The organism is Paraburkholderia monticola (assembly GCF_001580545.1).
In the GTDB taxonomy this organism is placed as follows: domain Bacteria; phylum Pseudomonadota; class Gammaproteobacteria; order Burkholderiales; family Burkholderiaceae; genus Paraburkholderia; species Paraburkholderia monticola.
Map to the genome: position 1 here is coordinate 499,288 of NZ_LRBG01000039.1, position 20,650 is coordinate 519,937.

Here is a 20,650-nt window from a genome sequence, read left to right on the forward strand (position 1 = left end):
ATTGTGCGCTCAAACACAGCCCTCAAACATGCCTGGCGATCACCATCCGCTGCACTTCGCTGGTCCCTTCGTAGATCTGCGTGATACGCGCGTCGCGATAGTGGCGCTCCACCGCGTAGTCCTCCAGATAGCCATAGCCGCCATGAATCTGGATCGCATTCGAGCAGATCTCCTCGGCGAGCTCCGACGCAAACAGCTTCGCCTGCGACGCCTCCGACAGACACGGCCGCCCCGCCGAGCGCAGCCGCGCCGCATGATGCACGAGCAGACGCGCGGCGTTCAGGCGGGTCGCCATGTCAGCAAGCATATTGGCGATCGTCTGGTGATCCTTCAGCGGCTTGCCGAACTGTTCGCGCTCGCTCGCGTAGCGGCGCGCGGCATCGAACGCGGCGCGCGCGATGCCGACCGCCTGCGCGGCGATGCCGATACGCCCGCCTTCGAGATTCGACAACGCGATGCGCAGGCCCTCGCCCGGCTCGCCGAGCAGATTGGTCTCGGGCACCGCGCAGTGATCGAGCGAGATCGGGCAGGTGTCGGAGGCGCGAATGCCGAGCTTGTGCTCCGGCCGGCCAACGTCGAAGCCCGGCGTCGAGCTCGGCACGATGAACGCGGACAGGCCGCGCTTGCCGCGCTCGGGATCGGTGACGGCGAACACGATCGCCAGACCGGCGCGCGCGCCGTTGGTCACGAACTGCTTGCTGCCGTTCAGAATCCATTGGCCGTCGCGCAGCACCGCGCGGGTGCGCAGATTGTTGGCCTCGGAGCCCGCCTGCGGCTCGGTCAGGCAGAACGCGCCGATCGTGCGGCCGGTGGCCAGCTCGCGCAGATAGCGGTCCTTCTGCGCGGGGCTGCCGAAGTTCAGGATCGGCGCGCAGCCGACCGAGTTGTGCACGCTCATCAGCGTCGCGCAGGCGGCGCAGCCGGCCGCGATCTCTTCGAGCGCGAGCGCGTAGGCGACGTAGTCGGTGTAGGAGCCGCCCCACTCGGCCGGCACCATCATGCCGAGAAAACCAAGCTCGCCCATCTGCGCGACCACGCCGGCCGGTAGTTGCGCATCGCGGTCCCATTGCGCCGCGTGCGGCGCGAGGCATTCGGTCGCGAAGTCGCGCGCGGCGTCGCGGATCATCCGTTGTTCGTCGGTGTAGAAGCTGTCCATGACTGCGTCCTCGTGGGTGCTCGCGGCCGTGCTGGCGATCGCGGCGATGGGGCAAAGTGTAGGCAAGCGGCCCGCGCGGCTCGATGCTCGCTGCGCTCTTTCTTGCTGAGCGCTTTTGCCATACTGCTACCATTCACGTACACGGCAGCCCGCCATTTCAGGGGTTTCACCAACCACCAGCCAGCTCATGCTGAGCGCTTTTGCCAGAGAAGCCGCAACCCGATGAAAAGCGACAAAGCCACGATCTCGGTCAGTCTCGTCGAGGAAACGCTCGCGCTCGCGCAGGCGCGCGGGCTCGACGCGCGACCGCTCGCCGAAGCCGCCGGCATCGCCGCGCCGATGCTCGCGTCGCCGAAGAGCCGGGTGTCGTCGGCGCAATACGGCGCGCTGTGGGCCGCCATCGCGCGCGCGCTCGACGACGAATTCTTCGGCCAGGACTCGCACCCGATGAAAAGCGGCAGCTTCATCGCGATGACGCAGATGGCGCTCGGCGCGCGCAACGGCGCGCAGGCGCTCGCACGCGCGGTCGGCTTCATGCGGCTCGTGCTCGACGACCTCGGCGCGACGATCGATACCGACGCGCAGCGCGTGCGCCTCAGGTTCGTCGAGCGCGCGGGCACGCGCAAGCCGGCGATGTTCGCTTACGCGACGTATTTCATCCTCGTGTACGGGCTCGTGTGCTGGCTCGTCGGCCGGCGCATTCCGTTGCTCGAAGCGCGTTTTCGCTGCGCCGCGCCGCCGGCCGCGCACGAGTACCGGCTGATGTTCTGCGAAGACATGTATTTCGACGAGCCCGCGTCGTACGTCGATCTCGACCCTGCGTTTCTGGAACTGCCGGTGATCCAGACTTCGCGCTCGGCGCGTCCGTTTCTGCGCGATGCGCCGGGCAGCTTCATCGTCAAGTACCGCAATCCGGGTTCGCTCGCCGCGCGCGTGCGCCGCGCGCTGCGCGCGTTGCCGATGTCGAACTGGCCCGCCGCCGATCAGATGGCCGCGCGCCTGCACGTCGCCGAGGCGACGATGCGGCGGTATCTGAAGCAGGAGGGCCACACGTATCAGTCGATCAAGGACGCGCTGCGGCGCGACATCGCGATCGCCGAACTGCAGCGCACGGAGCGCACCATCGCCGATATCGCGAACGCGGTCGGCTTCGCCGAGCCGAGCGCGTTTCATCGCGCGTTCCGCAAATGGACCGGCATGCGGCCGTCCGACTATCGGCCCGCGCAGCCCGTCGGGGCCGATCTCACGCGACGCGCCGAATCGGACTAAGCTTTAAGCGGCAACAGGCCAGCCTTGATCGAGGTATCGGCCCGCGCCGCCGGTTCACGCCGGCCGGCGCGGCGGCCGTCAGCGATGAACACGACTCCGCGTCTCCCGCTCCGGCAGTCCGGTCCGCGCAGGCCGCTTATCCGCGGCGGCATCGCGGGCTGTTTGATGCGCGGCATCGCCGTGCTCGGCATGCTATGCGCGCTCGGCTTCGCGACGCGCGAAGCGCTGGCACCGCTGCAAGCGGCGAACGCGGCCAATCCAGCGACACCGACACGCGTCACCGCCGCGACCGCGAACAGCGTGGTCGTGATTCCGGTGAACGGCGCGATCGGGCCGGCCAGCGCCGATTTCATCGTGCGGGGATTGCAGCGCGCCGCCACCCAGCAGGCACAGCTCGCGGTGCTGCAACTCGATACGCCCGGCGGCCTCGATACCTCGATGCGGCAGATCATCAAGGCGATCCTCGCCTCGCCGGTGCCCGTCGCGACCTTCATCGCGCCGAGCGGCGCGCGCGCCGCGAGCGCCGGCACCTACATCATCTACGCGAGCCATATCGCGGCGATGGCACCGGGTACGAACCTCGGCGCGGCGACGCCGATCCAGATGGGCATCGGCGGCAACGAGCCGCCCGCAGGCGGCCCGCCGGGCACGCAAGGGCCACCGGGCACGCCCGGACTACCGGACATGCGCACGCTGCCCGGGGGCGCGTCCGCGCCCGTCGCGTCATCCGACGCCGCCAGCGCGCTGCCGCTCGACAGCCAATCGACCGAAATGCGCAAGCAGGTCCACGATGCCGCCGCCTACATCCGTGGCCTCGCGCAGATGCGCGGCCGCAACGCCGACTGGGCCGAGCGCGCGGTCCGCGAAGCGGTGAGCCTGTCCGATGAGGAAGCGCTCGCGCAGCACGTCGTCGATATCGTCGCGCGCGACGTGCCCGACCTGCTGCGCCAGCTGGACGGTCGCACGATCGTCACGACGAGCGGCAACGTCACGCTGCATACCGCGCATGCTCCGCTCATCACGCTGGAACCCGACTGGCGCAGCCGCTTTTTCGCCGTGATCACCGATCCGAGCGTCGCGCTGATTCTGCTGATGCTCGGCATGTACGGCCTGTTCTTCGAATTCGCGAATCCGGGCTTCGTGCTGCCCGGCGTGGTCGGCGCGATCAGCCTGCTGCTCGGCCTGTTCGCGATGCAGATGCTGCCCATCAGCTACGTCGGGCTCGGGCTGATCTTCCTCGGCATCGCCTTTCTGATCGGCGAAGCGTTCCTGCCGACCTTCGGCTCGCTCGGCTTCGGCGGCGTGGTCGCCTTCGTGGTCGGCGCGATGATGCTGATGGATACCGACGTGCCCGGCTACGGCATCCCACTGCCGCTGATCGCCGCGGTCGTCGTGTTCAGCGTCGCGTTCGTGCTCGGCGTGTCGCGGCTCGCGCTGCACGCGCGGCGGCGGCCGGTCGTGACGGGCTCGGAGGCGCTGATCGGCTGTGTCGGGGTGGTGCTGGACGGCGGCTTGCTGCCCGAACCCGAACACGTGGCGGACGGCGCGCTGGCCGGCTGGGCGCGCGTGCACGGCGAGCGCTGGCGCGTATCGAGCACGCTGCCGGCCGCGCCGGGTCAGAGCGTGCGCGTCACGGCACGCCATGGCCTCACGCTGACCGTGGTGCCGGTCACCCCGGTCGACGGCTTACAAGGAGAACGTTCATGATCGGCTTCACATTCGGCTTCAGCAGCATCCTGATCCTGCTCGCAGCCGCGCTGATTGCGTCGTCGGTGCGGATTTTTCGCGAGTACGAACGCGGCGTCGTGTTCATGCTCGGCCGCTTCTGGAAGGTCAAGGGGCCCGGGCTCGTGCTGATCGTCCCGATCGTGCAGCAAGCGGTGCGCATGGATCTGCGCACCGTCGTGTTCGACGTGCCGCCGCAGGACGTGATCACGCGCGACAACGTGTCGGTGAAAGTCAACGCGGTCGTGTATTTCCGCGTGGTCGATCCGGAGCGGGCGGTGATCCAGGTCGCGCGCTACTTCGAGGCCACCAGCCAGCTGTCGCAGACGACGCTGCGCGCGGTGCTCGGCAAGCACGACCTCGACCAGCTACTGTCGGAGCGCGAGCAGCTCAATGCCGACATCCAGAAGGTGCTCGACGCGCAGACCGACGCGTGGGGGATCAAGGTGTCGATCGTCGAGATCAAGCATGTCGATATCAACGAAACGATGATCCGCGCGATTGCCCGCCAGGCCGAGGCCGAGCGCGAGCGGCGCGCGAAGGTGATTCACGCGGAGGGCGAACTGCAGGCATCGCAGCATCTGCTGGAGGCCGCGCAGACGCTCGCGCGCCAGCCGCAGGCGATGCAGCTGCGCTATCTGCAGACGCTGACGACGATCGCCGCCGACAAGAACTCGACGATCGTGTTTCCGCTGCCGATCGACCTGCTGAGCGCGGTGATGGAACGGTTCAACAAGCCTTCGGCGTCGTGAGGACGTTGTTTTTCAGGAGACCCATTCGGCGCGGACCCGCGTCGAATTTGCAGTGAACCCAGCCGCCTTCGCGTTGTTTCCGCTTCATGATGGAACGACGCTCGCGGCGGGTTTGATCCGCCGGCAGAAATGGTGCGTGGCTTTCTATCGTGTTATCTGGTTCGGTTCGCACCGGAAAACGAACAACCCCGGCTGTTGTTCCGCTCCGCAGGAGCTAGACATGAATCTGTTTTCCCGCATTGGACTCGGCGCGCTGTTGACGGTGGTGACGATCAGCACCGTCTACGCGCAACCGGTGACGCAGCCCACCGACCCGTCGGCGCCGAAAACGCGCGCCCAGGTCCGCGCCGACCTCCTCGAATGGCTCGCCGCCGGCTACGACCCGTTCGACTGGATCAACTATCCCGAGAACGCGCAGCGCGCGGGCCGCATCGTCGCGCAGCGCCGCGCGGAGCAAGGCAATAGTTCGTCGACGGTGCAGTAAAGCGCTCGCGGCTTGCGTCGCCGCAGCCTGAATGCCGCCCGCGCGGGCGGCAGGGGGATGGTTTGCGCCGCGGCAAGGTATCATCCCGTCCCTCCCCCACGCGGCAAACCAGCCGCACTCAGCCGGAACCCGCACCATGCCAATCTGGGTCGATGCCGACGCCTGCCCGGCCGTCGTCAAGGACATGCTCTATCGCGCGGCGCGCCGGACCGGGGTGCCGCTCACGCTGGTCGCCAATTCTTTCCTGCGCGTGCCGCCGTCGCCGCTGATCCGCGCGATCCAGGTGCCCGCCGGCTTCGACGCCGCCGATCAGTTGATCGTCGAGCGCGTCGCCGCGGGCGACCTCGTGATCACCGGCGACATCCCGCTCGCCGCCGCCGTGCTGGCAAAACATGCCCACGCGCTCGATCCGCGCGGTAACTGGTACACGCCCGGCACGATCGAAGAGCGGCTGCGCATGCGCTCGATGCTCGACCAGCTGCGCTCGAGCGGCGTCGACACGGGCGGCCCGGCCGCCTTCAGCGCGCGGGATGGCAAGACGTTTGCCGGCGAACTCGATCGCTGGCTGGCGCGTCACGCGCCGCGCGGTGATGCGCCGGCGCCACACTCAGGTGGCGAACCGCCCGCCTGACGGGCCACGGCGATCTGCTGGCGCCGCCGTAAGTGCCGGGGCGGCGCCATTCGTGTTTACAATTCCGCGATAGCGCCCTTGCGCCGCCCGCTTTGCCGGGGCGTGCCGCGGCTGCCTCAATCAAAAAAATCACTTTCCGAACGACGAGAGAGAAAAAGACCGCCAAATGGACTCGATCAAACGCTTCTTCGGCTTCGACGACGTCGACACCAACCTGCGCACCGAGGTGCTAGCAGGCGTGACCACCTTCCTGACGATGGCCTACATCATCTTCGTGAACCCGGCGATTCTCGGCGACGCCGGCATGCCGAAGAGCGCGGTGTTCGTCGCGACCTGCCTCGTGGCCGCGCTCGCGTCGCTGATCATGGGTCTGTACGCGAACTACCCGATCGCGCTCGCGCCCGGCATGGGCCTGAACGCGTACTTCGCGTACACGGTCGTCAAGGGCATGGGCTATACGTGGCAGGCCGCGCTCGGCGCAGTGTTCATCTCCGGCTGCCTGTTCCTGATCGTCACGCTGTTCCGCGTGCGCGAGGTGATCGTCAAGGGCATCCCGCATTCGATCCGGATCGCGATCACCGGCGGTATCGGCCTCTTTCTCGCGATCATTTCGCTGAAGTCGGCCGGCATCGTGGTCGGCAATCCGGCCACGCTCGTCACGCTCGGCAACCTCCATGACGCGCACGTGGTGCTCGCCGCGGTCGGCTTCTTCGCCATCGTCACGCTCGATCATCTGCGCGTGCGCGGCGCGATCCTGATCGGCATCGTCGGTGTGACGATCCTGAGCTTTTTCTTCGGCGGCAACCAGTTTCACGGCATCCTGTCCATGCCGCCGTCGATCGCGCCGACGCTGTTCCAGCTCGATATCCGCAGCGCGCTGTCGAGCGGCGTGCTGAATGTGGTGCTGGTGTTCTTCCTCGTCGAGCTGTTCGATGCGACCGGCACGCTGATGGGCGTCGCGAACCGGGCGGGCTTGCTCGTCGAAGGCAAGATGCATCGGCTGAACCGCGCGCTGCTCGCCGACAGCACCGCGATCCTCGCCGGCTCGATGCTCGGTACGTCGTCGACGACGGCCTACATCGAGAGCGCGTCGGGCGTGCAGGCCGGCGGCCGTACCGGCGCGACCGCGATCACGGTTGCCGTGCTGTTCATCGCGGCGCTGTTTTTCGCCCCGCTCGCCGAAGTGGTGCCGCCGTACGCGACCGCGCCCGCGCTGCTGTACGTGTCGTGCCTGATGCTGCGCGAACTGGTCGACCTGCCGTGGGACGACGCGACCGAAGTCGTGCCGGCCGCGCTGACCGCGCTGCTGATGCCGTTCACCTATTCGATCGCGAACGGTGTCGCGTTCGGCTTCATCTCGTACGCGGGGCTCAAGCTGCTGACGGGCCAGGCGCGCCAGGTGAAGCTGGTCGTGTGGGTCATCGCGGCGATTTTCCTGTTCCGGTATTTCTATCTCGGCAGCGAGTGAGGCTGGGGTCGCGGCGCGCTGACGCGCCGCGGGACGGGCGAATCTGTCGTTGCACCCGGTGAGCGTTTATCATCTGATGTTTCGAACGACGACCGACCCGGTCGCAACGACACGGGTCGCACCTGGAGCCGCCATGTCCTCATACAGCCGCACGACGGACCGCTACACGAAGCCCGCGATCTTTTTCCACTGGGCGATTTTTCTGCTGGTCGCGCTCGCCTATCTGGCCATCGAAATCCGCGGCCCGCGTGGCTCCGACAGCCGCACATTCTGGACTGGCGTGCATTTCTGGGCGGGTACGCTGGTGCTCGGACTGGCGGTGTTGCGGCTGCTCTGGAGACTATGGGCCGGCACGCCGGAGCAGCTCGAAACCAACCGGCTGCTCGCTTTTATCGCGCGCGCCGCGCACCTCTCGCTCTACGTGTTCATCTTCGCGCAGCCTCTCCTCGGCATGCTGATGGTCAACGCGGGCGGCCGGCCGGTGTCGCTCGCCTGGACGGACATCAGCTTCACGCTCGTGCGGGCGGATTCGATCGCGCGGCCGCTCCTGAAGGATGCCCACGAGTGGCTCGGCAACGTGTTCTATTGGGTGATCGGACTGCATGCGCTCGCGGCGATCGCGCATCACGTCGTGTTCAAGGATCGCACGCTGCGGCGGATAGTTTGACGCGAGTGAGCGCGTCGGAGATGAGTCCGAATTTCGCGCTTCGGCAGCTGTAGCGCTTGCCGAAGCTTCAATGCCGACCGTTGGCCGGCAACGCCCGGTCAGTCAGTTACGCCAGTTGGCCTCGTAAAACCGCACGTAACCGCTTCTGAGCACGAGACACTGCGCACGCGTTTCCGACAGCAGCCGGCGCGTGGCGGCCTCGATGCGCGGCCGGTGCGCGTCGAACGCGACGACCATGTCCTCCAGCCGGGGCGATGCGGCGCCGAAGTGATCTTCCAGCGCTTCCGCGGTGATCATGCACTCCACCCTCTGCCCATCGACCATTGCCGGAAACGCCAGAGTAAGTTCGCGACCTGAATATTCAGGGGCTTCGTTCGGAAATTGGATCTGCATGGGAATCACCTGGAAGAATGCGCGCACGATGCACTCGGGTAATGCGCGCGCGGGTTGCTTGCTGTCGCGTTCGCCGCTCGTTCCTCCTTGTCCCATGCAGTCGACGCGGGCCGTCACCTCGGCACGGCATAGTCGATTCGCGCCACGCGGAGGTGAATTGATTCACTTTAGACGAGTTCTTGCCAGGTGCAAGATTTACGCGCTTTTTTCTTGATCGTGCGACCGATGCGCGTATGTTGCGATGCCACATAAAGCGGCGTCCGATCCCGTGTAAAGTGTCGCGCACCTAGCCACTGATCCGCACGATGTCCGCCCCCAATCACCCGCCTGTGGTTCGCGTCGAACCGCTCGGCCAGAGCTTCGAAGCGCCCGATTCGCTGACGATTCTCGAGGCCGCCGCTTTCGCGAATCTGCGTTTGCCGCGCTCGTGTCGCAACGGCACGTGCCGAACCTGCTTGTGCCGCCTTCTATCTGGGTCGGTCAAATACACCGTCGAATGGCCGGGTTTGTCGAAAGAAGAAAAGGCTGAAAGCCTTATCCTGCCTTGCGTTGCGGTCGCTGAGACTGATCTGGTGATCGTGGCCCCAGACGCTCGGCAAATCTGACGGTCTGGCGCGATCAAAAATCGATCCAAAACTAATCCAAAATTTTTCAGCCTTGTCCGATCTTTACCTCGGTCCATTCCCGGCCGCGTGAGTCCCGATATAGCTCGGTCATCTTGGAGGATTTGTGCCCCAGAATCGTCTGCGCCACTTGTTCCCCGTATTCATCTGCATAAAGACGCGCGGCTAGCGACCGGATCTCATGGTAGGTCGGCGGCGTACGGTCGGTTTCAATAGAGAGCTTGGCCTCATCCCGATACGTGGCAAACGTATTGCTGATCGTGCCGAGCTTCACATGTGAGCCCGCCTTGGCGTTCCCCCGCCCCTTCCGGTGGTGGATCATATGCTTCGAGACGACGGCATCCCGGCATTGCTTGACCACGTCCTCGACGGTCATGCCGATCGCGCTAAGGCGCAAGGTCATCGGAATGCGAACTTTAGTCTGATGACCCTTCCTGCCCTTGCTCTGCTCGACCCAAAGAAAACCGTCTTTGACCTGGCTGAACTGCATGCGCGCGACATCTTCCCGGCGCTGACCGGTGATCAGTGCCAGAAGCATCGCATTTTCCATCCAGTGCTGCCCGTCTTCGCGCACCTTGGCCAGCACGGCATTGAAGTCGTCAACCGTCAGCCGCGTGCGCGTCACGATGACCTTGGGCTTCTCGACGGGAGTCGCGGGATTGGAGCCTACCTTGATCAGTCCCTTCGCCTCAGCTGCCCGGAAGACATAGATCGCCCTTCGCAACACTCTGGCGGCCATAGTGGGACCGCGTTTCGTCGCATCCTCGATCAGATCCGACATGTTTCGCGTCGTGACCTTGTCGATAGATTGCACCGCAAAATCAGCGTTGCGCAGTGCGTTGAGTTCGTGCTTCGCGGCATCGAGAGTGCCGGCCTTGGCATCCTTCCGGCCTGCAAGCTTGGCTTCGTATTCATCGCACCATGCCGCCAGAGTCATCACATTGCCATCCAGTCTCTGGATGAGTGACACCGCCCCTTTGCGCCGGAGCAGTTCCGCATTGGCAGTTCTTGCCTGCTGGATAGCTATTCGAAGGTCATAGCCGAGCCCGACAGTTTTCCCGTCTGACGGATTGCGGAACCAGTAATACCCCTTCGAATTCTGATAGAGATTAGGCGGCCAGTTCCGCCTATCTGCGTTTCTTCGTCTAGCGGCCACCGATCATCCTCTCGATTCGATCAGCAACAGGATCAACATACTCGGCATCGGGTCGGCAAAAATATTGCCGACCTACCTTCTTCGGCCGAGGCCGGATTTTTCCATTCTTGACCCAGTTTAGTAGCGTATTGGCGTGCGGTACACGCTCTCCGAATATCGCTTCAGCCCAAGCCCTTACCGGTATCAGTTGTGCTGGCATTCTCTCCCTCCCAAACCCCATTCCCTCGCGGTGATCCGCAAAACGCGGCGCGCTGCCTCGATCATGCTGCCTGCGCCCTCGCAATCTCGACGAGCCGCGGATCGGCCTTCGTCAGCACGTCCAGCAGCAGCCGCTTTTCTTCCAGATACGTGACGGCGAACTTTGGGTCGTGCTTGACGATGCTCGACGTGTTGCTGATCAGGTCGGCGCATTTGATGGTCTGGACCCAGCCCGGTGCTGCGGCGAGCCGATCCCGCGATGCGGCTTTGCGCTCGGCGCGGTTGCCTGTTTCTAGGTCCGACAGCTTCAGCACGGCCGACGTTATGATGTCGCCGAACTCGCCGCGCAACGCCTCGGTCGAGACGCCCTGGTCCTCAATACAGTCGTGCAGCCACGCCACAGCGACCGACGAATCGGTGTCAAGAGCTACGGTAGCGACGATCCCCGCCACCTCGGCGAGATGATCGACATACGGATTGCCCGTGTACTTACGCGTCTGGTGCTTATGGACCTCTCGCGCGAATTGCATTGCCCTGAATGCGATGCTCATGCTCTCACCTCCGGCTCCAATGATTCGACAAGATTTTCCATCGCTGCCAACTCCTCCATCGTCAGCATGTCGACCGGACTTCCTGGCCACCAATCGTCAAACTCTCCTTCCCGGCCATCCGGCGCGAGCGCGCTGCTCACATAATCGAACTCGCTGCAATCGTTGAACACGACGATGCGCCATTCTCCAAACATGAACTCTACGTCGCCGCAGTAGATCTTGTCCCACGACTCATCGCCCTCGACCTTAACGGCGATTTCGCCGCGCAACGCCTGGCGGAACACCTCGACAATCTCGCTTGCCTGTATCGCGCTCACGCTCCCTCCCCTTCCTTCTCCAGCTCTTCAATCGCCTCCAGCGCCCATCGAAGCGCTGCGCCGGTACGCGGGCCGTAGTTGCCATTCTCGATGCACCACCGGAGTTCGGCTTTCAGTTCTGGCGCCTCAGGCATACGCGCTCCCTGGATGACCGGGCTCGTTGCTGCCGCGGCATTCGTTTCTGTGATCATTTGCATGAGGACACCTTTTGTTGCCACATTTGGCGCAGAGGATCATCCGCGTCATTTCAATCGGGATCGGGCCAAAGCCTGATTCCACGGTTTGACCGCGCAGACAAGCCCGGCATTGGCATTCGTCGGTCATCGTTTTCTCCGGGATGAAATCCATTCGAAAACCAACACAATCAGAAAGACAGGCCACAGCCATACAACCATGACGAACGAGCCTCCCTTCCCTGATAGCGGCGTACCTTCGCCGAGTTTTCCCGTGACGGCCAGGACGATCGCGAAGATCAGCCCGACGACCGGATATGCAAGAAACAGGTTTTCGCCGGTGATCATCACGCCCTCCTCGCCCGAACCGGCTCCCGCACTACGCGAAGCCCAATCGGCAGCATCAGTTGTACCGGGCCGTCGAAGTCATCGGCCATCATCTGGGCAAAGTCGGCGCACAGGTTGGCGGTGAGTTGAGGCGTGGGCTGGCGTGCGCGGGTGTAGGCGAAGGCGGATTCGAGGAAGGTGCGGCGGTTGGGGGTGTGGTTCATGTTTCAGAGTTGTCCGATAGATGGCGGAATGTTCACGTCCTACGATGTAACCTCTCAGGCCGCGCTCCCCCGCGGTTTTAAGCCTCGCCTTCTGGCGGGGCTTTTTTTCATTCAAGATGCGCAAATCGCTTCGATCCGTAGTAGTGTGCCGCCACACCAACCAGTGGAGCGCCAAATGAAAGCGACTCATGAAGTCTTGCGGACCGCGTATCGCGAGTGGATGGACGCTCGTGAGCACTTCGAGAGAGAGATGCGATTGATCCTCTTTGGCGGCCATCAGGACTTGGCCAAAGTCAGCGCACTACTCGACCGGCTGAACTCGACATATCGGCACTTCATTGAAGTGGGCAGGCCGCTAGTCGGGGTCGAGACGATCAATCGGTGATCTTGCCGTCCGATGCTGAGCCACCATCCTTGGCAGGCGCGGATAGGGCGCGGATAGCGTCAGCCACGTCTTCGTAATCGTCTTCCGGGATGCCGGGATGACTGCCGTACCAACTGTCGCCTTCCATCTCTCGTGTCAGGTCTTTGAGTTTCGCGAGCGCGGCAATGGCCGCTTCCTCCAGCGCAGCGCGGCGGGATGCTTGCTCGATGGCGCGGGCGAATACATAGGCCGTAATAGGTCCGTCTCCGACATCCTTCGCGCACTTTTCAAGGATCGTATCGATTTCGGCATCACTCATGGTCGCCTCCGCTTACTTGGGCGGCGAGAAGGGCGTTGAGTTGTGCAAAAACACCATCCGCCTCATCTGGCCTCCCTGCGAGCAAAGCGCAGCCATAGTTGGCCGCGAGCCGCAATATTTCGTCGAGCCGCACATCCGTCAGCGCCCGCGTCTGTGCTGGCACCGCTTGCGGGGATGCGGCGCGGGCGAGTTCTTCAATCACGGCGTACGCTGCGGTGAAGTCGTTCATCTGCCCGAAGTGGTCGCGCGCCCAATCAGGCACTCCGTTTGATCATTGGCCATGCTCACGCAGGTGCATCCATTCGGTATAGCGAGGAAACGCCGCCCGCTCATCGTCCAGCACCACGGCGGATTTCGGCGCATAGATGCCGGTTCGCTTTTCGGGGTCGCCTAGACGTTCGCGTTCGAGCGCTTCATAGTCGGTGTTGTCTGCCTCGCCAGCTTTAGCCGTCTGCGCCGCTTGGCACTCTTTGCAATGCCCGTACGACATATCCTGAAGCGGGACTAGCCCCCCACATCCTATGCAGTGGCCAGTTTGCACTGGCGTGGCATAGCGGCATCCCTCAGTGGCTCCCTTGTCCAAACAGTTTGGACCGCAATCGCAAGATTGCGCGGGGTGTGGTTGCGGGGCGGCGTGGACGATGCGGCGCCGCGTATAGCCGAACTGTTCGTAGGTGTCGTAGGTCTGCTTATCGACATCCCCCCATACGTTCTCTGGGGACGGCCAACCGGTCTGATAGATCGCATTCGCCGATTGCGCTGGCGCGGCAGGGGTCGGCTGCCCATTTGATACCCACCGGTCAATATCCGGGTCAGTGCAATGCCATGTGAGGCCGTCGATGACTCGCATGTCGCCGCGCTTAAGCTGACCCTGTAGAGCGGCAGGCTTGCTTGCAGATAGCAGGGCAGTATCGACAATGCGCTTCACAAGGATGACTCGCTCTTCTAGCGTCGTCTGGTACTTCATCGATTTAGCGAAGCCTTCAATTAGTTCATCCGTCATTTCAACGCCTCACATAAGGATTGTTCGTTTGGTCGGTCAGGCCGGCAATGTAGTCCAAGCTGACCCGGTAAAGTTTGGCCAGTTCGGCCGCCATAGTCAGGCCCGGCAGGTGTTCGTCCCGCTCAACCTGATTGAGATATGTCGGGCTCATATGAATTCGCTTCGCCACCTGTGCCGCTGAGATGTTCGCATCGGTTCGCAACCTTCTCAGGCGCGCGCCGATCGTTTCACTCATGCCGTGCATAGTTCCTCCGCTGAAAATAACCATTGCTGCGCCGGTTCTGGTCGTCCGTTGATCCGCTCCGTCCATGCTTTCGCTTCCCGCCAGTCGTTCGCATTGCGCCCCTGCTTGCGCGCTGCAAAGCTCCACGCCATTGAATCAGCCGTGTGCAGCAGTTCTCGCACGATCCACGATGAGAGCGCTGTCGACTTCAGCCCGAAACCGTGAAGTTTCAGATCCGGCCGCACCGCCTTGATCGCCATCAGCACGGCTTCAATCGCGCGCGGATCGCCGTTGCGCTTACACACCGAGCCGACGCCGACCCATGCGCCATGCTTCAGGCGATCCCCGTACATCTCGATGTGCCGCACGTAGTCCGCCGGCGAGTAGCCCTGCAACACCGGCATGATGTAGACACCGCCGACATCGCATTTCAGCAGTGCGTCATATCGCTCGATCGTGAGCTGCTGGTGTTGCTCGATCGTCATGCCAGTGATCTTCAGCATGTGCGCCTCGCACATGTAGTCCTGCGCGACGGCGGCCAACAGATTTCCGTTAGTCGACCAACGCTTGATCTCGGCCGCGTAGACCTCGACTCTTTCCGGATAGCCACCATGCGTCAGGATCGTGGTGAAAGCGCCGCTGTCCATGATCCAGTCGCCGACCGAGAAACCAGACTTTCGCTTTGCCAGCCGCTTGACGCTGACGAACGCCGCGTCGAAGTGCTGTGCATCGGACGGCTGGTGAAGGCCGGTGAAAAACCGCATGCTCGTCTCACGATTGAAGGGGTAAGGGGTTGCCGCGATACGTCTTCGTCAACGCAGCATCGACAGCGCGCCCGCGCGAGCGGACGACGTTCGCGAGCTTCGCGCGGTCTTGATGACTCGCTGTCGCTTGCCGCAGGAGTCCGAAATAACTGTTCGCCATCTCGAAGACGTCTCCTGCCGGCGCGCTTGCCACGCGCCGCAACGCCTCATTCCGCGTACGCTTACGCGTTTCTCTCCTCCACGGCTTAATGACTTGGCCCACGAAATCAACGCCGTGCTCGATCGGCTGCAAGATCGTCTTGCTCGGATTGATGTGGACACCGAGCCGCGCCGGCAGGAAACCGGTCAGATCGGCGAGCACGCCGTTGAGGTATCGCGGTGACTCGTGCAGGAACACGAAGTCATCGACATACCGGATGTAATGCCGCGCGTCGAGCACGTGCTTCGCGCGCTGGTCGAGCACGTCGAGATAGACGTTCGCGAAGAACTGACTCGACAGGTTGCCGATCGGCAAGCCGAGGTGCGCGGGCTGACCCAATAGACGCTTGTGCACCGGCACGAAGTTCATCATCTCCGGATCTCCGCGGTAGACGAAGTCGTCCCGTGGATCGTGCATCAGCACGAGCTCGGTCAACGCGCGCCAGAACGGCTCGGAGATGGGCGGCATCGTGTGGCGTATCACTCGCCCGGAACATACGGGATCGTCCATTCCGACGCATCGCAGCGAAGGCGCCCTCTCTGCCCACTACGACACGATGCGAGAACTGATCAACGACGGCGACGTGACTGCGCTGCATCTGAAGGTGTTTGATGCATTGCGGGCGGAACTCAACGCGGAGATTGAATGACAACCATCAAGCGAATCATCTGCGAACTGTTCGGTCACAAGTCACCCGGCAGCACCGTGACGTCTTGGACCCGCGCAGGCTATGTGTTCTGGCAGTGCCCGCGGTGCCGTGAAAACGTGGCGAAGGCTCCGAAATGACGGCCGCCCTCTACAGAGAGTTCACCCTAAAGAACGGCGGCGTCTGGAATGCCGTCGTCGCATTCATCAAGGCCAACGCGCCGGTCTTTGCCGACAAGGGCGAGCCGCTTCGCCTTATCGTGACGGCCGAGGAGCGGCAGCGCAACGCCCAGCAGAACCGCTTCTACTGGGGCGCGGTGCTGAAGCAGATAGCCGAGTCCGCATGGGTCGACGGCAAGCAGTACGACAAGGACACGTGGCACGAGTTCTTCGCCCGCAAGTATGGCGTGCTGGACGAACTGACGCTGCCCGATGGCGAGATCATCACGCGCCGGAAGTCGACGACGCAGATGAGCGTGGGCGAGTTCAGCGAGTACCTGAATCAGGTGCAGGCCTACGCCGGTGAAACGTTGGGGGTGACGTTCGAATGAAAGACAGCCGTCTCTATCTAGTACTTGCAGCCATCTATTTAGCGCCGCATCTCTCTCCGATGGTTGCCATTTTCTCTGGCGCGTACCTGACGGCCGCCGGGCTCTATGCCATGTGGAGGGAAGCATGAAGCGCTCGCCACTCCAACGAAAGACGCCACTCAAGCGTGGCTCCTGGAAAAGCTCACCGGTCGATCAAAAGGACTGGCGCGCCGAGATGCGAGCCAACCCCAAGCGATCGACGCTCAATAGCAAGCCAAAGCGCGTCACCGTTGCCGAGGGTGCGAAGTATCTCAAAGCGTGCCGCGGCGAGCGGTGTTACCTCAACGTGTTCGGCGTTTGCTTGCATGACCCGGCGACAGTCGTTCCATGCCACTCCAACCAAAGCAAGCACGGAAAAGGCATGGGTATCAAAGCGAAGCACGAATTCACCGTGCCCGGCTGCCGGACATGCCATGTATTCATCGACCAAGGTAGCGCGACGCGCGAATACAAGTTCGACATATGGGATCGGGCCTACGCGGAGTGGGAGCCGGTGCGGGCTAGAAAAATGGGATTGGAATTGAAGGAGGCGGCTTGATATGGCCACACCACACGACATAACGGGAATGCGCTTCACAAGATTGGTTGCTCTTCGGGTTCATACCGAGATGCCCATTAATCAACAGACTCTCTGGGAATGCCAATGTGATTGCGGCAATACGCATCTCGTAAATCGCAAGAACCTAATAGGCAATTTTGTCAGAAGTTGTGGATGCCTTGTAAAGGAGAGCATAAAAAAGGCATCCGAGGCAAATTTTACGCACAGGCACGCGAAGACGAGCATCTATCGCATATGGGGGTTAATGAAGACTCGCTGCAATAACCCTTCGAATCCAGCTTACCCACAATATGGCGGAAGGGGCATCAAGGTTTGCGAACGTTGGGAGAAGTTTGAGAACTTCTTGGCTGATATGGGTGAGCGACCTCTAGGAATGTCTCTTGATAGATACCCTGACGTCAACGGTAATTACGAGCCGTCTAATTGCCGCTGGGCCACTCGTGTGCAGCAAGCAAACAACCGTACCGACAGTTGTCATGTGACCTTCAACGGGAAAACACTGACATACGCGGAATGGGAAGCGGAAACAGGGATAAAACAAGGGGCGATTCGTAAGCGATTGCTCGCAGGGTGGGATGTGGAAAAAGCACTTACGCAGCCGACAAAGGTTTACAACAAGGAGGCTAAATGAGCGGGCCAAAGCGATACGGCACCTCAGCCGCTCACCGCGAGGACGGCGTTTTCTGTCTGTACGCCGAATACGAAAAGCTCGTGGCGGAGAGGGATGCGTTGCGGGCAGTCAATCGTGAATTGCACCGGCGCGCGCATCAGATCGAAGCCCCGCGCCAGCAGTTCAAGGCGCTGTTGCGTCAGGCCAATGACCATTGGGGCGATACGTGGATGCATGAGTTCGATCGTCTGGTGAACGCTCACCAAGAAATTCAGGCCATGTTCCGCGAACTGGCGCGGGTCTATGAATACCCGATGGACGGCCAGCATATGCATTCGTGCATGGATTCGAATGTCGAGTTCCCGCGCGAGAAGCATCCAGGAGTACCAGTTCCTGTCTGCGGGAATTGCAACGCCGATCAACGATCTTAATTCGGCGATCATCGCGGCATACAACGCCTACTCGCCAGCGACGGCTCAGAATGCGAACCTCTCGAGCGCCGTCAAGATCAATGGACTGGAACGCAACGTTCCTACGAATTCGACGGTCGATCAGATCATTGTCGGCGTTGTCGGAACGACCATCACGAACGGCGTGACGCAGGACGCGAACGGTAACAAGTGGAGCCTGCCGGCGCTGATTACGATTCCGCCCAGCGGCACGATCACTGTTACAGCAACTTGCCAGGCCGCAGGCGCTATCCAGGCCGGCATTGGCACGGTCAATCAAATAGCGACTCCGACGTTTGGCTGGCAGACGGTGACGAACGCAACCGCAGCTGCGGCCGGCGCACCAGTAGAGACTGACTCGCAGCTCAAGGCGCGTCAAGCGGTATCAACTGCGCTGCCCTCGCGCACGGTTCTCGAAGGCACGGTCGGCGCTGTGTGGGCTGTGACGGGTGTCACTCGCGTTACGCCATACGAGAATGATCTGAGTACGACGGACGCGAACGGCGTTCCTGGTAACAAGATCTATCTGGTGGTCGAAGGCGGCGACTCGACGGCAATTGCTAACGCGATTGCCTCCAAGAAAACGCCCGGGACTGGCACCTACGGCACGACCACTGTATCGGTCACGGACGCCTATGGCATTGCCCATAACATCAACTTTTATCGCCCGACGTACGACGCCATCACCTGCGCGATCACCCTGAAAGCGCTGACGGGATATACATCGGCGATCGGTGCGGCGATTCAGGCTGCGGTGTCGAACTATGTCAACGCAGTAGTGATCGGCGGCGCTCCTAGCGGTACGGTGGAATGGGATTCTGCGCTTACTGCAGCAAAGTCGGTATCGGGCAGCAACACCTTCCGCATTATTTCGCTCACGCTGAGTGGCCCTGGTGGCGCAGGATCGCCCGATGTGCCGCTCGCATTCAATCACGCCGGACAGGCTATACCCTCTAGCGTGACGATCACGGCTACCTGATATGGCGCTCGCTACCGACTACACCTCGCTCATCACAAGTGAGCATTCGTCGAAGCCGAAGTTTGCCGCAATGTTTGCGGCGGTCGCCCAATGTTTCGTCGATCAGATAAACGTGATGCAGTCGATACCGGCTGCGTTCGATCTTGATCAGGCTGTTGGCGTGCAGCTTGACGCAGTTGGGCTGTGGGCGGGCATCACGCGCCAAGTCAGGACGCCGCTCAATGTCTACTTCTCGCTCGATACGGCAAACTTGGGTTTCGACCAAGGTAACTGGCAAGGTCCGTTTGATCCATCGACGGGTTTGACGTCGCTTGACGATTCGACCTTCCGCACGCTGATCCGTGCGAAGATCGCTGCTAATTCATGGGACGGAACGATACCGGGTGCGGCGGCAGCGTATGCGAATCTGTTCGCCGGATCCGGAAGCTACATCTTCATCCAGGATAACCAGGACATGACCATGACGGTCGGTGTCTCTGGAGCGATTCCGAGCGCGCTTCTGCGATCTCTGTTCACTGGAAACTACCTCAAGCTTCGCCCGGAAGGCGTGCTCGCCAACTACATCGTGCCGTCTGCCAATAACACGCCGCTATTTGGATTCGACGTGAACAATCAATGGATCGGAGGTCTGGACGCCGGTTCTTGGGCTGTAGCAGCCTGATTTCTCCATCTTGCATTTAAGCCGTCTTCGGACGGCTTTTTTATTTGGACTTCTGAATGGCAACCAACGATTTCCAGACCTTTGCGGCTGGTGGCGGCGCAAACGTATTGACGCAAGCTCAGTACCTTGCATTGTCGTCGATCCTTGCGAATGGCTTTTCTGCCGGCGTCGCTCCGTCTGCGCAACTCAACAAAGTCTGGCGCCAAAGCTCTATCATGTCGGCCGTTCTAGGCCAACTCATCGTCAACACGACGGGACAGAACGCCACGGACGACGGCACAACGGCGACGCTCCTGACAAACCTGATCAACGCTATCAGCGCGAATTCGGAGTCAGTCATCGGCGGCGTCCGTAATCTGGCCATGAACATCGCCACAGCCAGCGCATCGGCGACATTGACCGCAGACGAGATCATCGTCGGATCCGCACTCGGCGGCCTGAAGTACACGCTCGCCAGCTTCAGCAAGACCATCAACCTCGCCACCACCGGCGCCGGCGGCATGGATACCGGATCTGCCCCAGCATCGGGGTTCGTCGCGATCTACGCGATCTATAACCCGACAACGCAGACTGCGGCGCTACTTGCGACTAATGCCGCCACGAAGCAGGGCAATGTGTACGGTGGCGCAAATCCGCCAGCTGGATATACGGCGAGCGCGTTGGTCAGCGTGTGGCAGACGAACTCGAGTGGACAGTTGACAGTAGGTACACAAGAAGACCGGTCAATCTCGACAGTGTCCGTTGGTGTTTTGACATCGTCAACAACACAGTCAACGCCCGTCGCGCTGACTATTTCCTCAGCCGTTCCGGCGAATGCGCGCTCTGTCTCTGGATATTTGTCGCTGGGGTCCACGTCCATATCAAGCATGTTCCTGAACTTGTTTTCAAGCTCGGCATCTACCGGTCAGCAGACAGCAGCCGGCACAGTGTCGGCAGGCACCAGCCTATTTACCACATTTCGCAATCTCCAGATGGTATCTGCGCAGACCTTGTTTTATACCGCGGGCAATGGTGCGGGGACGCCCACATTTTCAATCACGGTCAGTGGCTATGATTTCTAGGAGTATTTGATGCTCAGCGTTCAGTTTTCGGATTCTACGCAGACGGCAGTGATAGCATATTTTGGCTGCCCACAAGATCCTAGGTATTGGCCGAACCAAGGAACGGTCAC

Annotated in this window: 32 protein-coding genes; 17 read left to right on the forward strand and 15 right to left on the reverse strand. The window is 62.0% G+C overall.

Features of this window, described 5'->3' with window-relative positions; translation table 11 throughout:
• Window positions 1–22: 22 nt before the first annotated feature.
• Window positions 23–1,156, reverse strand: coding sequence for an acyl-CoA dehydrogenase family protein (locus CI15_RS33320; protein WP_062137481.1), 1,134 nt, complete (start codon window positions 1,154–1,156; stop codon window positions 23–25).
• Window positions 1,157–1,378: 222 nt separating this feature from the next.
• Between CI15_RS33320 and CI15_RS33325 the strand changes: the two genes are divergently transcribed.
• From CI15_RS33325 to CI15_RS33355, 7 genes are all read left to right on the forward strand, one after another.
• Entirely contained in the window at window positions 1,379–2,425 is a 1,047-nt protein-coding gene (locus CI15_RS33325; protein ID WP_062137484.1) for an AraC family transcriptional regulator, read from the forward strand.
• A gap of 84 nt (window positions 2,426–2,509) precedes the next feature.
• Entirely contained in the window at window positions 2,510–4,132 is a 1,623-nt protein-coding gene (locus CI15_RS33330) for an NfeD family protein (protein ID WP_062137487.1), read from the forward strand.
• Window positions 4,129–4,902: a slipin family protein gene (locus CI15_RS33335; RefSeq protein ID WP_062137490.1), complete on the forward strand. Its 774-nt coding sequence runs from the start codon at window positions 4,129–4,131 to the stop codon at window positions 4,900–4,902. Before CI15_RS33330 ends, CI15_RS33335 begins: the two co-directional genes overlap by 4 nt.
• Window positions 4,903–5,122: 220 nt before the next feature.
• Window positions 5,123–5,386, forward strand: a complete 264-nt coding sequence (locus tag CI15_RS33340) for a DUF4148 domain-containing protein (protein WP_062137493.1) — start codon at window positions 5,123–5,125, stop codon at window positions 5,384–5,386.
• Window positions 5,387–5,522: 136 nt separating this feature from the next.
• Window positions 5,523–6,017 (forward strand): YaiI/YqxD family protein, encoded by a 495-nt coding sequence (locus tag CI15_RS33345; protein ID WP_062137496.1) that lies wholly within the window; start codon window positions 5,523–5,525, stop codon window positions 6,015–6,017.
• 166 nt (window positions 6,018–6,183) lie between these two features.
• On the forward strand, window positions 6,184–7,485 hold the full coding sequence (locus tag CI15_RS33350) for an NCS2 family permease (protein ID WP_062137500.1): 1,302 nt from the start codon (window positions 6,184–6,186) through the stop codon (window positions 7,483–7,485).
• Between the two features lie 133 nt (window positions 7,486–7,618).
• A complete protein-coding gene (locus CI15_RS33355) occupies window positions 7,619–8,152 on the forward strand; it encodes a cytochrome b (RefSeq protein WP_062137502.1) in 534 nt (177 codons plus the stop codon).
• A 102-nt stretch (window positions 8,153–8,254) separates the two neighbouring features.
• Here CI15_RS33355 and CI15_RS33360 read toward each other — a convergent pair whose 3' ends face one another.
• Window positions 8,255–8,545, reverse strand: a complete 291-nt coding sequence (locus CI15_RS33360) for a DUF1488 family protein (protein ID WP_062138395.1) — start codon at window positions 8,543–8,545, stop codon at window positions 8,255–8,257.
• 305 nt (window positions 8,546–8,850) lie between these two features.
• Between CI15_RS33360 and CI15_RS33365 the strand changes: the two genes are divergently transcribed.
• The gene (locus CI15_RS33365) at window positions 8,851–9,150 is read left to right on the forward strand and encodes a 2Fe-2S iron-sulfur cluster-binding protein (protein WP_062137505.1); all 300 of its coding nucleotides are present in this window, start codon (window positions 8,851–8,853) and stop codon (window positions 9,148–9,150) included.
• Window positions 9,151–9,196: 46 nt separating this feature from the next.
• Here CI15_RS33365 and CI15_RS33370 read toward each other — a convergent pair whose 3' ends face one another.
• From CI15_RS33370 to CI15_RS33390, 7 genes are all read right to left on the reverse strand, one after another.
• Window positions 9,197–10,324 (reverse strand): tyrosine-type recombinase/integrase, encoded by a 1,128-nt coding sequence (locus CI15_RS33370; RefSeq protein WP_062137508.1) that lies wholly within the window; start codon window positions 10,322–10,324, stop codon window positions 9,197–9,199.
• Entirely contained in the window at window positions 10,314–10,544 is a 231-nt protein-coding gene (locus tag CI15_RS38350; protein ID WP_420915895.1) for an excisionase, read from the reverse strand. The genes CI15_RS33370 and CI15_RS38350 overlap by 11 nt, the downstream gene beginning before the upstream one ends.
• 40 nt (window positions 10,545–10,584) lie before the next feature.
• On the reverse strand, window positions 10,585–11,073 hold the full coding sequence (locus CI15_RS33375; protein WP_062137511.1) for an HD domain-containing protein: 489 nt from the start codon (window positions 11,071–11,073) through the stop codon (window positions 10,585–10,587).
• Window positions 11,070–11,390 (reverse strand): DUF7693 family protein, encoded by a 321-nt coding sequence (locus CI15_RS33380; RefSeq protein WP_062137515.1) that lies wholly within the window; start codon window positions 11,388–11,390, stop codon window positions 11,070–11,072. Before CI15_RS33380 ends, CI15_RS33375 begins: the two co-directional genes overlap by 4 nt.
• Window positions 11,387–11,587 carry a hypothetical protein gene (locus CI15_RS37100; protein WP_161950080.1) on the reverse strand — a complete coding sequence of 67 codons (201 nt, stop codon included), beginning with the start codon at window positions 11,585–11,587 and terminating at the stop codon, window positions 11,387–11,389. The genes CI15_RS33380 and CI15_RS37100 overlap by 4 nt, the downstream gene beginning before the upstream one ends.
• Before the next feature lie 123 nt (window positions 11,588–11,710).
• Complete coding sequence (locus CI15_RS33385) at window positions 11,711–11,911, reverse strand: hypothetical protein (RefSeq protein WP_062137518.1); 201 nt, start codon at window positions 11,909–11,911, stop codon at window positions 11,711–11,713.
• A complete protein-coding gene (locus tag CI15_RS33390) occupies window positions 11,911–12,114 on the reverse strand; it encodes a hypothetical protein (RefSeq protein WP_062137520.1) in 204 nt (67 codons plus the stop codon). The genes CI15_RS33385 and CI15_RS33390 overlap by 1 nt, the downstream gene beginning before the upstream one ends.
• Window positions 12,115–12,142: 28 nt before the next feature.
• Between CI15_RS33390 and CI15_RS37105 the strand changes: the two genes are divergently transcribed.
• Window positions 12,143–12,499: a hypothetical protein gene (locus tag CI15_RS37105; RefSeq protein ID WP_161950081.1), complete on the forward strand. Its 357-nt coding sequence runs from the start codon at window positions 12,143–12,145 to the stop codon at window positions 12,497–12,499.
• Here the strand turns inward: CI15_RS37105 and CI15_RS33400 are convergent.
• The 6 genes from CI15_RS33400 to CI15_RS33425 are packed head-to-tail and all read right to left on the reverse strand — an operon-like array spanning window position 12,489 to window position 15,454.
• The gene (locus CI15_RS33400) at window positions 12,489–12,797 is read right to left on the reverse strand and encodes a hypothetical protein (protein ID WP_062137525.1); all 309 of its coding nucleotides are present in this window, start codon (window positions 12,795–12,797) and stop codon (window positions 12,489–12,491) included. The two genes, CI15_RS37105 and CI15_RS33400, sit on opposite strands and share 11 nt — an antisense overlap.
• Window positions 12,790–13,026, reverse strand: coding sequence for a hypothetical protein (locus tag CI15_RS33405; protein WP_153041248.1), 237 nt, complete (start codon window positions 13,024–13,026; stop codon window positions 12,790–12,792). The genes CI15_RS33400 and CI15_RS33405 overlap by 8 nt, the downstream gene beginning before the upstream one ends.
• Window positions 13,027–13,068: 42 nt before the next feature.
• Window positions 13,069–13,800 carry a hypothetical protein gene (locus tag CI15_RS33410; RefSeq protein WP_062137531.1) on the reverse strand — a complete coding sequence of 244 codons (732 nt, stop codon included), beginning with the start codon at window positions 13,798–13,800 and terminating at the stop codon, window positions 13,069–13,071.
• 1 nt (window position 13,801) lies between these two features.
• Window positions 13,802–14,035 (reverse strand): helix-turn-helix transcriptional regulator, encoded by a 234-nt coding sequence (locus tag CI15_RS33415; protein ID WP_161950082.1) that lies wholly within the window; start codon window positions 14,033–14,035, stop codon window positions 13,802–13,804.
• Entirely contained in the window at window positions 14,032–14,787 is a 756-nt protein-coding gene (locus CI15_RS33420; protein ID WP_062137536.1) for a deazapurine DNA modification protein DpdA family protein, read from the reverse strand. The genes CI15_RS33415 and CI15_RS33420 overlap by 4 nt, the downstream gene beginning before the upstream one ends.
• Window positions 14,788–14,794: 7 nt before the next feature.
• On the reverse strand, window positions 14,795–15,454 hold the full coding sequence (locus CI15_RS33425; RefSeq protein WP_420915896.1) for an RNA-directed DNA polymerase: 660 nt from the start codon (window positions 15,452–15,454) through the stop codon (window positions 14,795–14,797).
• Here CI15_RS33425 and CI15_RS37200 point away from each other — a divergent pair.
• The 8 genes from CI15_RS37200 to CI15_RS33455 all read left to right on the forward strand — a co-directional run bounded on the left by CI15_RS37200 (window position 15,444) and on the right by CI15_RS33455 (window position 20,540).
• Window positions 15,444–15,635: a hypothetical protein gene (locus tag CI15_RS37200; protein ID WP_162532575.1), complete on the forward strand. Its 192-nt coding sequence runs from the start codon at window positions 15,444–15,446 to the stop codon at window positions 15,633–15,635. The genes CI15_RS33425 and CI15_RS37200 overlap by 11 nt on opposite strands.
• A gap of 133 nt (window positions 15,636–15,768) precedes the next feature.
• A complete protein-coding gene (locus CI15_RS33430; RefSeq protein WP_062137539.1) occupies window positions 15,769–16,182 on the forward strand; it encodes a recombination protein NinB in 414 nt (137 codons plus the stop codon).
• Window positions 16,183–16,306: 124 nt separating this feature from the next.
• Entirely contained in the window at window positions 16,307–16,759 is a 453-nt protein-coding gene (locus tag CI15_RS33435) for a nuclease domain-containing protein (protein ID WP_062137543.1), read from the forward strand.
• A 1-nt stretch (window position 16,760) separates the two neighbouring features.
• Window positions 16,761–17,411 (forward strand): hypothetical protein, encoded by a 651-nt coding sequence (locus tag CI15_RS37495; protein WP_075643826.1) that lies wholly within the window; start codon window positions 16,761–16,763, stop codon window positions 17,409–17,411.
• Window positions 17,408–17,821, forward strand: coding sequence for a hypothetical protein (locus tag CI15_RS36900; RefSeq protein WP_153041249.1), 414 nt, complete (start codon window positions 17,408–17,410; stop codon window positions 17,819–17,821). Before CI15_RS37495 ends, CI15_RS36900 begins: the two co-directional genes overlap by 4 nt.
• Window positions 17,742–18,818, forward strand: coding sequence for a baseplate J/gp47 family protein (locus tag CI15_RS33445; protein WP_174543284.1), 1,077 nt, complete (start codon window positions 17,742–17,744; stop codon window positions 18,816–18,818). Before CI15_RS36900 ends, CI15_RS33445 begins: the two co-directional genes overlap by 80 nt.
• Before the next feature lies 1 nt (window position 18,819).
• A complete protein-coding gene (locus CI15_RS33450) occupies window positions 18,820–19,479 on the forward strand; it encodes a DUF2612 domain-containing protein (RefSeq protein WP_062137548.1) in 660 nt (219 codons plus the stop codon).
• Between the two features lie 56 nt (window positions 19,480–19,535).
• A complete protein-coding gene (locus CI15_RS33455; protein ID WP_241496017.1) occupies window positions 19,536–20,540 on the forward strand; it encodes a hypothetical protein in 1,005 nt (334 codons plus the stop codon).
• The last annotated feature ends 110 nt before the right edge of the window (window positions 20,541–20,650 follow it).

What these genes read in the sequence shown, in the direction of transcription:
- CI15_RS33335 (WP_062137490.1), top strand. Translation starts at nt 4,129, where the DNA reads ATGATCGGCTTCACATTCGGCTTCAGCAGCATCCTGATCCTGCTCGCA.
- CI15_RS36900 (WP_153041249.1), top strand. Translation starts at nt 17,408, where the DNA reads ATGAGCGGGCCAAAGCGATACGGCACCTCAGCCGCTCACCGCGAGGAC.
- CI15_RS33450 (WP_062137548.1), top strand. Translation starts at nt 18,820, where the DNA reads ATGGCGCTCGCTACCGACTACACCTCGCTCATCACAAGTGAGCATTCG.
- CI15_RS33355 (WP_062137502.1), top strand. Translation starts at nt 7,619, where the DNA reads ATGTCCTCATACAGCCGCACGACGGACCGCTACACGAAGCCCGCGATC.
- CI15_RS33455 (WP_241496017.1), top strand. Translation starts at nt 19,536, where the DNA reads ATGGCAACCAACGATTTCCAGACCTTTGCGGCTGGTGGCGGCGCAAAC.
- CI15_RS33405 (WP_153041248.1), bottom strand. Translation starts at nt 13,026, where the DNA reads ATGAACGACTTCACCGCAGCGTACGCCGTGATTGAAGAACTCGCCCGC.
- CI15_RS33365 (WP_062137505.1), top strand. Translation starts at nt 8,851, where the DNA reads ATGTCCGCCCCCAATCACCCGCCTGTGGTTCGCGTCGAACCGCTCGGC.
- CI15_RS33385 (WP_062137518.1), bottom strand. Translation starts at nt 11,911, where the DNA reads ATGATCACCGGCGAAAACCTGTTTCTTGCATATCCGGTCGTCGGGCTG.
- CI15_RS33375 (WP_062137511.1), bottom strand. Translation starts at nt 11,073, where the DNA reads ATGAGCATCGCATTCAGGGCAATGCAATTCGCGCGAGAGGTCCATAAG.
- CI15_RS33435 (WP_062137543.1), top strand. Translation starts at nt 16,307, where the DNA reads ATGAAGCGCTCGCCACTCCAACGAAAGACGCCACTCAAGCGTGGCTCC.
- CI15_RS33330 (WP_062137487.1), top strand. Translation starts at nt 2,510, where the DNA reads ATGAACACGACTCCGCGTCTCCCGCTCCGGCAGTCCGGTCCGCGCAGG.
- CI15_RS33320 (WP_062137481.1), bottom strand. Translation starts at nt 1,156, where the DNA reads ATGGACAGCTTCTACACCGACGAACAACGGATGATCCGCGACGCCGCG.
- CI15_RS33325 (WP_062137484.1), top strand. Translation starts at nt 1,379, where the DNA reads ATGAAAAGCGACAAAGCCACGATCTCGGTCAGTCTCGTCGAGGAAACG.
- CI15_RS38350 (WP_420915895.1), bottom strand. Translation starts at nt 10,544, where the DNA reads ATGGGGTTTGGGAGGGAGAGAATGCCAGCACAACTGATACCGGTAAGG.
- CI15_RS33390 (WP_062137520.1), bottom strand. Translation starts at nt 12,114, where the DNA reads ATGAACCACACCCCCAACCGCCGCACCTTCCTCGAATCCGCCTTCGCC.
- CI15_RS33445 (WP_174543284.1), top strand. Translation starts at nt 17,742, where the DNA reads ATGTCGAGTTCCCGCGCGAGAAGCATCCAGGAGTACCAGTTCCTGTCT.
- CI15_RS33430 (WP_062137539.1), top strand. Translation starts at nt 15,769, where the DNA reads ATGACGGCCGCCCTCTACAGAGAGTTCACCCTAAAGAACGGCGGCGTC.
- CI15_RS37495 (WP_075643826.1), top strand. Translation starts at nt 16,761, where the DNA reads ATGGCCACACCACACGACATAACGGGAATGCGCTTCACAAGATTGGTT.
- CI15_RS33410 (WP_062137531.1), bottom strand. Translation starts at nt 13,800, where the DNA reads ATGACGGATGAACTAATTGAAGGCTTCGCTAAATCGATGAAGTACCAG.
- CI15_RS37105 (WP_161950081.1), top strand. Translation starts at nt 12,143, where the DNA reads ATGTTCACGTCCTACGATGTAACCTCTCAGGCCGCGCTCCCCCGCGGT.
- CI15_RS33420 (WP_062137536.1), bottom strand. Translation starts at nt 14,787, where the DNA reads ATGCGGTTTTTCACCGGCCTTCACCAGCCGTCCGATGCACAGCACTTC.
- CI15_RS33415 (WP_161950082.1), bottom strand. Translation starts at nt 14,035, where the DNA reads ATGAGTGAAACGATCGGCGCGCGCCTGAGAAGGTTGCGAACCGATGCG.
- CI15_RS33350 (WP_062137500.1), top strand. Translation starts at nt 6,184, where the DNA reads ATGGACTCGATCAAACGCTTCTTCGGCTTCGACGACGTCGACACCAAC.
- CI15_RS37200 (WP_162532575.1), top strand. Translation starts at nt 15,444, where the DNA reads ATGGGCGGCATCGTGTGGCGTATCACTCGCCCGGAACATACGGGATCG.
- CI15_RS33425 (WP_420915896.1), bottom strand. Translation starts at nt 15,454, where the DNA reads ATGCCGCCCATCTCCGAGCCGTTCTGGCGCGCGTTGACCGAGCTCGTG.
- CI15_RS33340 (WP_062137493.1), top strand. Translation starts at nt 5,123, where the DNA reads ATGAATCTGTTTTCCCGCATTGGACTCGGCGCGCTGTTGACGGTGGTG.
- CI15_RS33345 (WP_062137496.1), top strand. Translation starts at nt 5,523, where the DNA reads ATGCCAATCTGGGTCGATGCCGACGCCTGCCCGGCCGTCGTCAAGGAC.
- CI15_RS37100 (WP_161950080.1), bottom strand. Translation starts at nt 11,587, where the DNA reads ATGCAAATGATCACAGAAACGAATGCCGCGGCAGCAACGAGCCCGGTC.
- CI15_RS33400 (WP_062137525.1), bottom strand. Translation starts at nt 12,797, where the DNA reads ATGAGTGATGCCGAAATCGATACGATCCTTGAAAAGTGCGCGAAGGAT.
- CI15_RS33360 (WP_062138395.1), bottom strand. Translation starts at nt 8,545, where the DNA reads ATGCAGATCCAATTTCCGAACGAAGCCCCTGAATATTCAGGTCGCGAA.